Below are 13785 nucleotides of genomic sequence, written 5' to 3'. Positions count from 1 at the left end.
GTCGGGCCAAAGATAACGAATTTTCCGTGATTTCTATTATTATAAATAGGTGTGGCGGCTTTTGGCCAGGGCTTGTGGTGCGGGACGGTGCCTTTCCGGGCGGGACGGTGGCAACCTTCGGCCGCCGGGGTGATATTTTTCGGATAAGCTGTTGTAAAATATAAAACTTTTCCTATCTTTGCACCCGATTTCACCCCTGAAATAATGGCGGCTGAATGACGTTCTTTGAGAAGAGTAAAAAAGTAGAAAATTTATCGGGATTTATTTGGCTGGTAAATTTTTTATGCCTACTTTTGCAATCCAAAACGGTTGATTTTGCCGATGTAGCTCAGTTGGCCAGAGCAGCTGATTTGTAATCAGCTGGTCGGGGGTTCGAATCCCTCCATCGGCTCGGAAAGCCGACGCGAGGGAGGGGAGAAATCCCCGCACAAACCGGGCAGCGGCAGGACGAAAGCCTCAGAGGGGATTCGGCGCAATGCGGGATCCGTCCGTTCGGGGCAGACAATTTGGGAAGTTACCAGAGTGGCCAAATGGGGCAGACTGTAAATCTGCTGGCGTACGCCTTCGGTGGTTCGAATCCATCACTTCCCACTAAAAAGTGCCGGTTGGAGTTGCAAGATTTCCAGTGGTGTCCGCCTGCGGGCATCGCGGAGGGAGAGGGCTGACTCTGATACGGTATATTTTTGCGGAAGTAGCTCAGTTGATAGAGCATCAGCCTTCCAAGCTGAGGGTCGCGAGTTTGAGCCTCGTCTTCCGCTCCAGACGCAGACGCGTGTGATACGGATGACCCCAGCCGGCGTAGCGGGGACGTTTGTGTCGCCCGCTTGTTCTGCGAAATGAATTTTAAAACTTTAAAGCAATTTTTAACAATACTTTAAATACTTAATACTATGGCAAAAGAAAAATTCGACCGTTCGAAACCGCATGTGAACATCGGTACCATCGGACACGTTGACCACGGTAAGACCACTCTTACCGCCGCAATCACGACCGTTCTGGCAAAGAAAGGTCTGTCGGAGCTCCGCTCGTTCGACTCCATCGACAACGCTCCCGAGGAGAAAGAGCGTGGTATCACGATCAACACCTCGCACGTCGAGTACCAGACGGCTAACCGTCACTATGCTCACGTGGACTGCCCGGGTCACGCCGACTATGTGAAGAACATGGTTACGGGTGCCGCCCAGATGGACGGTGCCATCCTGGTAGTCGCTGCAACGGACGGCCCGATGCCCCAGACCAACGAGCACGTGCTGCTCGCCCGTCAGGTGAACGTGCCGCGTATTGTAGTTTTCCTGAACAAGTGCGACATGGTCGACGATCCCGAAATGCTCGACCTGGTCGAGATGGAGGTTCGCGACCTGCTTTCGAAATACGAGTACGACGGTGACAACGCGCCCGTTATCCGTGGTTCCGCACTCGGCGGCCTGAACGGCGAGCCGCAGTGGGAGGACAAGATCATGGAGCTCATGGATGCTGTCGACACCTATATTCCGATCCCGCAGCGTGAGAACGAGAAGCCGTTCCTGATGCCTGTCGAGGACGTATTCTCGATCACCGGCCGTGGTACCGTCGTAACGGGCCGTATCGAGACCGGTATCATCCACGTGGGTGATCCCGTTGAGATCGTAGGTCTCGAGGAGAAGACCCTGACTTCGACCTGCACCGGTGTCGAGATGTTCCGCAAGCTGCTCGACGAGGGTGAGGCCGGCGACAACGTAGGTCTGCTGCTCCGCGGTATCGACAAGAAGGAGGTTAAGCGCGGCATGGTCGTTGCCAAACCGGGTTCGATCACTCCGCACACCGAGTTCGAGGCTGAGGTCTACATCCTGAAGAAAGAGGAAGGTGGCCGTCACACTCCGTTCCACAACAACTATCGTCCCCAGTTCTATCTGCGTACGATGGACGTAACGGGCGAGGTTCATCTGCCCGCAGGCGTTGACATGGTTATGCCGGGTGACCACGTAACCATCACCGTGAAACTGATCTACCCCGTAGCTATCAACGAAGGTCTGCGTTTCGCAATCCGCGAGGGTGGCCGTACGGTAGGTGCCGGTCAGATCCTGAAGATCGTGAAATAATTTTCACAACCATAGGGAAGCGGTGTTCCGCACCGCTTCCCGCTTTTAGGAGCATAGTTCAAGGGTAGAATAGCGGTCTCCAAAACCGTTGATGGGAGTTCGAATCTCTCTGCTCCTGCCAAAAGTAAAAGAAGAAGATATGTTCAATTACGTTAAAGAATCCTACAACGAGCTTGTAAACAAGGTGACGTGGCCTACGTTCCCGCAGCTCCAGAACTCTACGATCGTCGTGATGGTGGCTTCGGTCATCTTCGCTGTCGTCGTATTGGCGATGGACTTGTCGTTCGAGAACCTGATGGCTGTGATTTACAAGGTACTGGGTGGTTTTGGCCGTTAATTGTTGCTGAAACGATGAGCGAGATTAAAAAACAGTGGTATGTCGTCCGTGCCATCGGCGGTAAGGAGAACAAGGTCAAAGAGTACATCGAAGCCGAGATTCGCCACAACCACCTAGAGGATTACATATCTCAGGTACTGATTCCCACCGAAAAGGTCTATACCATCCGCAACGGAAAGAAAGTCTCCAAGGAGAAGGTTTCATATCCGGGCTATGTGTTGGTGGAAGCCGCGTTCGTAGGTCAGATTCCGATTATAATTCGTAATACTCCCAATGTGCTGGGTTTCCTCGGCGATACCAAGGAGGACAGCCGCAAGATGAATGCCACGCCCCTGCGTCCGCAGGAGGTGGCGCGAATCCTCGGCCGCGTCGACGAGATGAATGCCATGGAGGAGGAAAACGAAGTTCCATTCTTTGTCGGCGAGACCGTCAAGGTCACCGATGGCCCTTTCTCAAGCTTCCAGGGTACCATCGAGGCCGTCGACAACGAGCGCAAGAAACTCACGGTATCGGTGAAGATATTCGGGCGCAAAACTCCTATGGAGTTGGGTTTCACACAAGTAGAAAAAGAATAATTAACCAAGGAAAACTATGGCAAAAGAGGTTGCTGCATTTATTAAATTGCAGATCAAAGGTGGTGCCGCCAATCCTTCGCCCCCGGTTGGTCCCGCATTGGGTTCTAAGGGAGTCAACATCATGGACTTCTGCAAGCAGTTCAATGCGCGTACCCAGGACAAGGCAGGAAAAGTTCTTCCGGTCATCATCACGGTTTACAGCGACAAGTCGTTTGATTTCGTTGTAAAACAGCCGCCTGTAGCTATTCAGCTCAAGGAAGCAGCCAAGGTGCAGAAGGGTTCCGCACAGCCTAACCGCGACAAGGTCGGTCAGGTGACGTGGGATCAGGTGCGCGAGATTGCTCAGGACAAAATGCCTGACATGAACTGCTTTACCCTGGAAGCTGCTATGCGTATGATTGCTGGTACCGCTCGTAGTATGGGTATCAACGTCGTCGGTGAATTTCCTAATATGTAATCGAAGATGAGTAAGTTGACAAAAAATCAAAAGATCGCCTACGCTAAGGTGGAAGCCGCTAAGGCTTACAAGCTCTCGGAGGCCGCCGCTCTTCTGAAGGAAATTACGTTCACGAAATTCGACGCGTCCGTTGATATCGACGTCCGCCTGGGCGTTGACCCCCGCAAGGCCAACCAGATGGTGCGCGGCGTCGTGACGCTGCCTCACGGTACGGGTAAGCAGGTGCGGGTGCTCGTGCTCTGTACTCCCGAAAAGGAGGCCGAAGCACAGGCTGCCGGTGCCGATTACGTAGGCCTGGACGAGTATGTCGACAAGATCAAGTCCGGCTGGACTGACGTCGACGTCATCATCTGTACGCCGAACGTAATGGGTAAGGTCGGTGCGCTGGGCCGTATTCTGGGGCCCCGCGGCCTGATGCCGAACCCCAAGACCGGTACGGTTACGATGGAAGTCGGCAAGGCCGTTCAGGAGGTGAAATCGGGTAAGATCGACTTCAAGGTCGACAAATTCGGTATCATCCACACTTCGGTAGGTAAGGTTTCATTCTCGGAAGACCAGATCGTGGAGAACGCGAAAGAGGTGCTGGGCATGATTCTCAAACTGAAACCGGCTGCTGCTAAAGGTTCTTATGTGAAGAGTATTTATCTCTCGACCACGATGAGTCCCGGCTTGCAGATTGATTCCAAATCAGTAGAAACCAAATAGAAGGAGGAGAGAAGAGATGACAAAGGAAGAAAAACTGGTCGTTATTAACGCCATCGCCGAGCAGCTCCAGGCTTATCCTCACTTCTACATCGCCGACATCGAGGCACTGAACGCCGAGCAGACCGCTGCCCTGCGCCGCAAGTGCTACGAGAGCGACATCAAACTGGTCGTAGTGAAGAACACGCTGCTGGCCAAGGCGCTCGAGAAGGTTGAGAAGGCTGACGCTGAACTGGTAAAAGTATTGGAGGGTTCCACCTCGATTATGTTTGCGAACGTAGCGAAGGCTCCTGCGGTTCTGATCAAGGAATTCCGCAAGAAGTCCGAGAAGCCCGTCCTGAAGGCGGCTTTCGCCGAAGGGTGCGTTTACGTGGGCGACAATCAGTTGGACGCTCTGTGCAACATCAAGTCGAAGGAAGAGCTTATCGGCGATATCATTGCCCTGCTCCAGTCCCCGGCGAAGAATGTTATTTCTGCATTGCAGGCTAATGCAGGCCAAAAGATTGCGGGCATCGTGAAGACGCTCGAATCGAGAAACAACTAATCACAACCAAGAATTAAAAACGAAATTTAATAAGCTTACAACTATGGCAGACGTAAAGAAACTTGCTGAAGAACTGGTAAACCTCAAGGTTACCGAGGTAAACGAATTGGCTACCATCCTCAAAGAGGAATATGGCATTGAACCGGCTGCTGCCGCTGTTGCCGTTGCAGCTCCCGCTGCCGGCGCAGGCGAGGCTGCTGTTGCCGAGAAGTCGACTTTCGACGTGATCCTGAAGACTGCCGGCCAGGCCAAGCTCCAGGTTATCAAGGTCGTTAAGGATATCGCCGGCCTTTCGCTGGGTGATGCGAAGGCTCTCGTCGACGGTGCTCCCAAGGCCGTCAAGGAGGGTGTCTCCAAGGAAGAGGCCGAGTCGATCAAGGCTCAGCTCGAGGAGGCTGGTGCTGAAGTTGAGCTTAAGTAGCATTGCTGCTTAAGTCTGCTCAGACGAATCAGGTATAGGGCTTACCGGCGTGTAAGCTCTATGCCTTTTCTTGGTCTAAAGACTGGAAGTGCCGAACAGGAGCTGTGTCCACTCTTTGGAAATGGATGCTCCCGGGGCGAATTGCGCCTGCAAACGGGGGCATTGGCGGGATAATCAGATGCCCAGCAATTCGGGGAGCGTAACCCACCAGAATTACACTTCAACATAATTTGGATTTTACGATGTCCACAGCAAAAACACAACAAAGAATTAGCTTTTCGACAGTCAAGAACCGGGTGCCCTATCCGGATCTGCTGGAGGTACAGCTTAAATCATTCCGGGACTTTTTCCAAATGGACACCACGGCCGAAAACCGCAAGAGCGAGGGGCTGTACAAGGTGTTTCAGGAGAATTTCCCCATTACGGATACCCGGAACAATTTCGTTCTGGAGTTCATCGACTACTATATCGACCCGCCGCGTTATTCGATCGAGGAGTGCCTCGAGCGCGGCCTTACGTACAGCGTCCCTCTGAAGGCGAAGCTCAAGCTTTACTGCACGGACGACGAGCACGAGGATTTCGGTGTCGTCGTTCAGGACGTGTACTTCGGTACGATTCCCTATATGACAGAACGCGGTACGTTCGTCATCAATGGTGCGGAGCGTGTCATCGTATCCCAGTTGCATCGTTCGCCGGGTGTGTTCTTCGGCCAGAGCATGCACACCAACGGCACGAAACTCTATTCGGCGCGTATCATCCCCTTCAAGGGTTCGTGGATAGAGTTCGCTACGGACATCAACAACGTGATGTATGCCTACATCGACCGTAAAAAGAAGTTGCCCGTCACTACGCTGCTGCGTGCCATCGGTTATGAGGCCGACCAGCAGATCCTCGAGATTTTCGACCTGGCGGACGAAGTGAAGGTCACGAAGGCCAATCTCAAGAAGGCCGTCGGCCGCAAACTCGCCGCACGCGTCCTTTCGACCTGGGTCGAGGACTTCGTGGATGAGGATACGGGCGAGGTGGTTTCCATCGAGCGTAACAACGTGATCGTAGACCGCGAGACCGTCCTCCAGGAGGAGCACGTGGAGCAGATCCTCGAAAGCGGCGCCAAGACGATCCTCCTGCATAAGGAAAACCTCTCGGGCATCGATTTCTCGATCATATACAATACCCTGCAGAAAGACCCCTGCAACTCCGAGAAGGAGGCTGTCGTATATATTTACAGGCAGCTGCGCGCTTCGGAGCCGCCCGATGAGGCTACGGCACGCGACGTCATCGAGAAGCTGTTTTTCTCGGACAAGCGTTACGACCTGGGCGACGTAGGCCGTTACCGCATCAACAAGAAGCTGGATCTGGATATCGACCCCGCTATCCGCACGCTGACGCGCGAGGACATCATCGCCATCATCAAATACCTGATCCAGCTGATCAACTCGAAGGCCGATGTCGACGATATCGACCACCTGTCGAACCGCCGTGTCCGCACCGTGGGCGAACAGTTGTCGAACCAGTTCTCGGTGGGCTTCGTGCGCATGGCGCGTACGATCCGCGAGCGCATGAACGTACGTGACAACGAGGTGTTCACTCCGGTCGACCTGATCAATGCCAAGACGCTGTCGTCGGTGATCAACTCGTTCTTCGGGACGTCGCAGCTCTCGCAGTTCATGGATCAGATCAACCCGCTGGCCGAAATTACGCACAAACGCCGTCTGTCGGCCCTCGGCCCCGGCGGCCTTTCGCGCGACCGTGCCGGCTTCGAGGTGCGAGACGTACACTACACGCACTACGGCCGCCTCTGCCCGATCGAATCGCCGGAAGGCCCCAACATCGGTCTGATCTCGTCGCTGTGCGTTTATGCGAAGATTTCACCGATGGGATTCATCGAGACGCCTTACCGCACGGTGGAGAACGGCCGGATCGACCTGGACAACTCGCACATCCACTACTACTCGGCCGAGGAGGAAGAGGGCAAGATTGTGGCGCAGTCGAACATGCCGATCGACGACGAGGGCAATTTCCTGCAACCCGAGCGTATCAAGGCGCGTCAGGGAGCCGATTTCCCCGTGGTTACGGCGGACGAGGTGAACCTGATGGACGTGGCTCCGAACCAGATCGCTTCGATTGCGGCCAGCCTCATCCCGTTCCTCGAGCACGACGACGCCAACCGTGCGTTGATGGGCTCGAACATGATGCGCCAGGCCGTGCCCCTGGTGACATCGGAAGCCCCGATCGTCGGCACGGGTATCGAGAAGGATATGATCTCCGACAGCCGCATCCAGATTGTGGCCGAGGGCGACGGCGAGGTCGTTTTCGCCGACGCTACCAAGATACAGATCAAATACGAGCGTACGGAAGACGAGGTATTGGCCTCGTTCGAACCGGAAGTCACGACCTACGAACTTCCGCGTTACCGCCGTACGAACCAGAATACCTCCATCACGCTCAAGCCCGCCGTACTGACGGGCGACAAGGTCGTGAAGGGGCAGATCCTGACCGAGGGTTACTCGACGCAACACGGCGAGCTGGCCCTGGGCCGCAACCTGAAAGTGGCGTTCATGCCCTGGAAGGGTTACAACTTCGAGGATGCCATCGTGATCTCGGAGCGTATCCAGCGTGAGGATATCTTCACGTCGGTGCACGTCGACGAGTATATCATGGAGGTGCGCGACACCAAGCGCGGTGTCGAGGAGCTGACCTCGGATATTCCGAACGTAAGCGAGGACGCCACCAAAGACCTCGATGCGAACGGTATCATCCGCATCGGTGCCAACGTACATCCGGGCGACATCCTGATCGGTAAAATCACCCCCAAGGGCGAGAGCGACCCCTCGCCCGAGGAGAAACTGCTGCGCGCCATCTTCGGCGACAAGGCAGGCGACGTGAAGGACGCTTCGCTCAAGGCGCAGCCGTCGCTGCACGGCGTGGTCATCGACACGAGGCTTTACAGCCGTGCGAACAAGGAGGGTAAGAAGGGCAAGAGCGCTGAGAAGGCGCAGCTCGAGAAGCTCGACGAGAAGTTCGCAGCCGAGATTTCGGAGCTGACGAAGCGTCTGGTCGCCAAGCTGTGGACGCTGCTCCAGGGCAAGGCCACGACGGGCATCACCGACTACTTCGGCGTGGAACTCTATCCCGCAGGCACGAAGTTCTCGCAGAAACTGCTTGAGGAGATCGCCCGCAAGTCGACCGACGAGAAGACGGGCGTGGTGATGGGTTACCTGAACCTCGGCTCGTGCAAGTGGACGGGCGATGCCCATACCGATGCGTTGATCGAAGCTACCATTAATAATTATACCATCGAGTGGAAGAAGGCCGATGCCGTCATCAAGCGCGAGAAGTACAACATCACCAACGGTGACGAACTTCCGCAGACCGGCGTTATCCAGATGGCCAAGGTTTACATCGCCAAGAAGCGTAAGCTGAAGGTGGGTGACAAGATGGCCGGCCGCCACGGTAACAAGGGTATCGTCGCCCGTATCGTGCGCGACGAGGATATGCCGTTCCTCGAGGACGGTACGATCGTCGACATCTGCCTGAACCCGCTGGGTGTGCCTTCGCGAATGAACCTGGGACAGATCTACGAGACCGTGCTCGGATGGGCCGGCCGCGAGTTGGGCCTGAAGTTCGCAACGCCGATCTTCGACGGTGCCTCGCTCGATCAGATCAACGAGTACACCGCCAAGGCGGGCATCCCGCACAGCGGCCGTACGTACCTCTACGACGGCGGCACCGGCGAGAAGTTCGACCAGCCGGCTACGGTGGGCGTGATCTACATGCTCAAACTGGGCCATATGATCGACGACAAGATGCACGCCCGTTCGATCGGCCCGTACTCGCTCATCACGCAGCAGCCGCTCGGCGGTAAGGCCCAGTTCGGTGGACAGCGTTTCGGTGAGATGGAGGTTTGGGCGCTCGAAGGCTTCGGCGCCGCGAACATCCTGCAGGAGATTCTGACCATCAAGTCCGACGACGTGATGGGACGTGCCAAGGCTTACGAGGCGATCGTCAAGGGCGAGAACCTGCCCAGACCGGGTATTCCCGAGGCCATGAACGTGCTGCTGCACGAGTTGCGCGGCCTGGCCCTGTCGGTCAAACTCGAGTAAGGTGTATTTAGGATAAGAAAAACGAAGAACAAATATGTCAATTTCCAAAGACAATAAGACGAATAATGGTTACAGCCAGATTTCGATAGGCCTGGCCTCCCCCGAGGAGATCCTGGCACAGTCGAGCGGCGAGGTGCTCAAGCCCGAAACCATTAACTACCGTACCTACAAGCCCGAGCGCGACGGTCTGTTCTGCGAGCGTATCTTCGGCCCTGTCAAGGACTACGAATGCCATTGCGGCAAGTACAAGCGCATCCGCTACAAGGGAATCGTCTGCGACCGCTGCGGTGTGGAGGTAACCGAGAAGAAGGTGCGCCGCGAACGCATGGGCCACATTTCGCTGGTCGTACCGGTGGTTCATATCTGGTATTTCCGTTCGCTGCCGTCGAAAATCGGCTACCTGCTGGGTATCCCGTCGAAGAAACTGGAGGCGATCATCTACTACGAGCGTTACGTCGTGATCAACGCCGGTGCCGCTGCCGAGCAGGGCATCGAACGTCTGGCAACGCTTTCGGAGAAGGAGTACCTCGACGTGCTGGCCGCCCTGCCCAAGGGCAACCAGGCGCTCGACGACAGCGACCCCAGCAAGTTCGTCGCACAGATGGGCGCCGAGGCGGTCTATACGCTGCTCAAGCAGGTCGATCTCGACACGATGTCCTATGCACTGCGCCACAAGGCTTCGACCGAAACGTCGCAGCAGCGTAAGAGCGAAGCGCTCAAGTGCCTGAACGTCATCGAGTCGTTCCGTGCGTCGGAGGGCAAGAACAAGCCCGAATGGATGGTGCTGAACGTCATCCCGGTGATCCCGCCCGAGTTGCGCCCGCTGGTGCCGCTGGACGGCGGACGTTTCGCCACGTCCGACCTGAACGACCTCTACCGTCGTGTCATCATCCGTAATAACCGTCTGAAGCGCCTGATCGAGATCAAGGCGCCGGAGGTGATCCTGCGCAACGAGAAGCGTATGTTGCAGGAAGCCGTGGACTCGCTGTTCGACAACTCGCGCAAGAGCAATGCCGTGAAGAACGAGTCGAACCGTCCGCTCAAGTCGCTCTCCGACTCGCTGAAAGGCAAGCAGGGACGTTTCCGCCAGAACCTTTTGGGTAAGCGTGTCGACTACTCGGCGCGTTCGGTCATCGTCGTCGGCCCCGAGTTGAAGATGCACGAGATGGGTATTCCGAAGGACATGGCGGCCGAACTTTACAAGCCGTTCGTGATCCGCAAGCTCATCGAGCGCGGAATCGTGAAGACGGTGAAATCCGCAAAGAAGATCATCGACCGGAAAGACCCCGTGATCTGGGGCATTCTGGAGAATGTCATAAAGGGACACCCCGTGCTGATGAACCGTGCCCCGACGCTGCACCGCCTCGGTATCCAGGCTTTCCAGCCCAAGCTGATCGAGGGCAAGGCAATGCAGCTCCACCCGCTGGCATGTACGGCGTTCAACGCCGACTTCGACGGCGACCAGATGGCCGTGCACCTGCCCCTGGGCAATGCCGCCATCCTGGAGGCACAGCTGCTGATGCTCGGTTCGCACAACGTCCTTAACCCCGCCAACGGCGCACCCATCACCGTGCCGTCGCAGGACATGGTACTCGGCCTCTACTACATCACCAAACCCCGCAAGGGTGTCAAGGGCGAGGGCCGCGCATTCTATGGCCCCGAGGAGGCGATTATCGCCTACAACGAAGGCCAGGCCGACTTGCACGCCATTGTGAAGTGTATGGTAGACGACATCGACGCGGACGGCAACCCGGTACGCGAGCTGAAGGAGACGACCATCGGCCGAATCCTCTTCAACCAGGTGGTACCCAAGGAGGTGGGTTACATCAACGAGATCCTTACGAAGCGTTCGCTGCGTGACATCATCGCCGTGGTGATGAAGAAGGCCGGTGCCGACAAGGTGGCCGCGTTCCTCGACGACATCAAGGACATGGGTTACCGCATGGCATTCCGCGGCGGCCTGTCGTTCAACCTCGACGCCGTGATTATCCCCGATGCCAAGGAGAAACTCGTACAGGAAGGTTACGAGCGTTCGGACGCCATCATGGAGGACTACAACATGGGTCTTATCACCAACAACGAGCGTTACAACCAGATCATCGACGTTTGGACGAACATCAATACCAAGCTGACGAAGGTCGTGATCGACACGCTGATCAAGGACGACGACGGTTTCAACCCGGTATACATGATGCTCGACTCGGGCGCCCGCGGTTCGAAGGAGCAGATCCGTCAGCTGAGCGGTATGCGTGGCCTTATGGCCAAGCCGCAGAAGTCGGGTGTCGAGGGTGGCCAGCAGGTCATCGAGAACCCGATCCTCTCGAACTTCAAAGAGGGACTTTCGGTGCTCGAGTATTTCATCTCGACGCACGGTGCCCGTAAGGGTCTTGCCGATACCGCACTGAAGACGGCCGACGCCGGTTATCTGACGCGCCGTCTGGTTGACGTCGCACAGGACGTGATCATCAACGAGGAGGACTGCGGTACGCTCCGCGGCCTGACGGCTACGGCCATCAAACGCAACGACGACGTCGTGCAGACCCTCTACGACCGTATTCTGGGCCGTGTCGCCCTGAACGACGTAATCCATCCGCTGACGGGCGAGGTCATCTGCAAGGCGGGCGAGGAGATCACCGAGGCGATTGCCGAGGCGATCGAGAAATCGCCGCTCGAATCGGTGGAGATCCGCTCGGTGCTGACCTGCGAGGCACGCCGGGGCGTATGCGCGAAGTGCTACGGCCGCAACCTTGCCACCGCACGCATGGTGCAGAAGGGCGAGGTCGTGGGTGTCATCGCGGCGCAGTCGATCGGCGAGCCGGGTACGCAGCTTACCCTCCGTACGTTCCACGTCGGTGGTGTGGCCGGAGGCTCGGCGGTCGAGACCAATGTCGTTTCGAAATACGAAGGCCGTCTGGAGATCGACGAGCTGCGCACCGTCAAGGGCAAGAATGCCTCCGGCGAGGCGATCAACATCGTCATTTCGCGCCAGTCGGAATTCCGTATCGTCGACCCGAAGACCGAGATCGTACTCTACACGCACAACCTGCCTTACGGCGCGACGCTTTTCATGGCGGACGGTGCCGAGGTCAAGAAGGGCGACCTGATCTGCGAATGGGATCCGTACAATGCCGTTATCATCTCCGAATACGAGGGTAAGGCCGTTTACGACAGCGTCGTCGAGGGTATTACCTACCGTGAGGAGCGTGACGAACAGACCGGCCTTTCGGAGAAGGTGGTCATCGAGTCGAAGGACAAGACCAAGAACCCCGTCATCAAGATCGTAAACAAGGAGGGCGAGGAGGTCAAGCAATACAACCTGCCCGTTTCGGCACACGTCGTCGTGAAGGACAACGCCAAGATCAAGGCCGGCGATATCCTGATCAAGATTCCGCGTGCCGTCGGCAAGTCGGGCGGCGACATCACCGGCGGTCTGCCGCGTGTGACCGAGCTGTTCGAAGCCCGTAACCCGTCGAACCCGGCAATCGTGTCGGAAATCGACGGCGAGGTATCGTTCGGCAAGATCAAGCGCGGTAACCGCGAGATCATCATCACCTCGAAGCAGGGTGACGTGAAGCGTTACCTCGTGCCCCTGTCGCGTCAGATCATCGTGCAGGAGAACGACTACGTGAAGGCCGGCAGCCCGCTGTCCGACGGTGCGATCACCCCGAGCGACATCCTCAATATCCTCGGCCCGACGAAGGTGCAGGAGTACATCGTCAATGAGGTGCAGGAGGTATACCGCATGCAGGGTGTGAAGATCAACGACAAGCATTTCGAGGTCATCGTCCGCCAGATGATGAACAAGGTGAAGATCGAGGATCCCGGCGATACCCGGTTCTTCGAAGACCAGGTGGTCGACAAGTGGGAGTTCATGGATGTGAACGACGAACTCTACGACAAGGTGGTCGTCACCGATGCGGGCGATTCGACGTCGCTCCAGCCCGGGCAGATCGTTTCGCTGCGTAAGCTGCGCGACGAGAATTCGAGCCTCAAGCGCCGTGACCAGAAACCCGTGCAGGTGCGCGACATTGTGCCCGCTACTTCGACGCAGGTGTTGCAGGGTATTACCCGCGCCGCGTTGCAGACTTCGAGCTTCATCTCGGCGGCTTCGTTCCAGGAGACCACCAAGGTGCTCAACGAGGCTGCGATCCAGGCCAAGGTCGATCCGCTGGAAAACCTCAAGGAAAATGTTATCTGCGGTCACCTGATCCCCGGCGGTACGGGCCTGCGCGATTACGACAACCTTGTGGTCGGTTCGAAAGCCGAGCTGGAATCGCTCCAGCAGGCGCAGTAAATCCGAGGCTGCATATACGATTCGAAAGAAGCCGTTCCCCAGGGAACGGCTTCTTTTTTGTCCGGATTCCTGATTATCTTCAACCGGACTGTCCCGATGGTTAGCTGGAATCGAAATAGTTCGCTCTCCCGGCGGCACTCCCGGCCGTGCTTTTATCGGGCGGGTGTTTCTGTATGGAGGGGATGCACAGGCAGGGAGGCCGGCATCGCTGACTTATGGTGCCGTAGCCCGGATCGCCGCGCAGGAACTCGAATACGAGGGTGATGCGGCAGGT

General features: G+C 56.7%; 9 protein-coding genes and 4 tRNA genes. All 13 read left to right on the top strand.

Going from position 1 to position 13785, the window contains the following annotated elements; genetic code table 11:
* Positions 1-317 precede the first annotated feature (317 nt).
* The 13 genes from NQ559_RS03515 (at position 318) to rpoC (ending at position 13511) form a co-directional block, all read left to right on the top strand.
* A tRNA-Thr gene (locus tag NQ559_RS03515) sits at positions 318-391 on the top strand.
* Between the two features lie 117 nt (positions 392-508).
* Positions 509-591 (top strand) — tRNA-Tyr (locus NQ559_RS03510).
* A 94-nt stretch (positions 592-685) separates the two neighbouring features.
* Positions 686-761 (top strand) — tRNA-Gly (locus NQ559_RS03505).
* A gap of 129 nt (positions 762-890) precedes the next feature.
* Positions 891-2078, top strand: coding sequence for an elongation factor Tu (gene tuf, locus NQ559_RS03500; RefSeq protein WP_018696712.1), 1188 nt, complete (start codon positions 891-893; stop codon positions 2076-2078).
* Positions 2079-2125: 47 nt separating this feature from the next.
* Positions 2126-2199, top strand: a tRNA-Trp gene (locus tag NQ559_RS03495).
* Between the two features lie 18 nt (positions 2200-2217).
* The gene (gene secE, locus NQ559_RS03490; RefSeq protein ID WP_018696711.1) at positions 2218-2415 is read left to right on the top strand and encodes a preprotein translocase subunit SecE; all 198 of its coding nucleotides are present in this window, start codon (positions 2218-2220) and stop codon (positions 2413-2415) included.
* Positions 2416-2429: 14 nt separating this feature from the next.
* Positions 2430-2990 carry a transcription termination/antitermination protein NusG gene (nusG, locus tag NQ559_RS03485; RefSeq protein WP_018696710.1) on the top strand — a complete coding sequence of 187 codons (561 nt, stop codon included), beginning with the start codon at positions 2430-2432 and terminating at the stop codon, positions 2988-2990.
* A 16-nt stretch (positions 2991-3006) separates the two neighbouring features.
* Entirely contained in the window at positions 3007-3447 is a 441-nt protein-coding gene (rplK, locus tag NQ559_RS03480) for a 50S ribosomal protein L11 (protein WP_009596474.1), read from the top strand.
* 6 nt (positions 3448-3453) lie between these two features.
* Positions 3454-4152: a 50S ribosomal protein L1 gene (gene rplA, locus NQ559_RS03475; protein WP_026318532.1), complete on the top strand. Its 699-nt coding sequence runs from the start codon at positions 3454-3456 to the stop codon at positions 4150-4152.
* A 16-nt stretch (positions 4153-4168) separates the two neighbouring features.
* Entirely contained in the window at positions 4169-4693 is a 525-nt protein-coding gene (gene rplJ, locus NQ559_RS03470) for a 50S ribosomal protein L10 (protein WP_018696708.1), read from the top strand.
* Between the two features lie 43 nt (positions 4694-4736).
* The gene (gene rplL / locus NQ559_RS03465) at positions 4737-5114 is read left to right on the top strand and encodes a 50S ribosomal protein L7/L12 (RefSeq protein ID WP_018696707.1); all 378 of its coding nucleotides are present in this window, start codon (positions 4737-4739) and stop codon (positions 5112-5114) included.
* A 242-nt stretch (positions 5115-5356) separates the two neighbouring features.
* Positions 5357-9217, top strand: a complete 3861-nt coding sequence (gene rpoB, locus NQ559_RS03460; protein WP_032136221.1) for a DNA-directed RNA polymerase subunit beta — start codon at positions 5357-5359, stop codon at positions 9215-9217.
* Between the two features lie 34 nt (positions 9218-9251).
* On the top strand, positions 9252-13511 hold the full coding sequence (rpoC, locus tag NQ559_RS03455; RefSeq protein WP_018696705.1) for a DNA-directed RNA polymerase subunit beta': 4260 nt from the start codon (positions 9252-9254) through the stop codon (positions 13509-13511).
* The last annotated feature ends 274 nt before the right edge of the window (positions 13512-13785 follow it).

It is taken from the genome of Alistipes onderdonkii (genome assembly GCF_025145285.1).
In the GTDB taxonomy this organism is placed as follows: domain Bacteria; phylum Bacteroidota; class Bacteroidia; order Bacteroidales; family Rikenellaceae; genus Alistipes; species Alistipes onderdonkii.
This window is presented reverse-complemented; position numbering and strand designations above follow the sequence as displayed.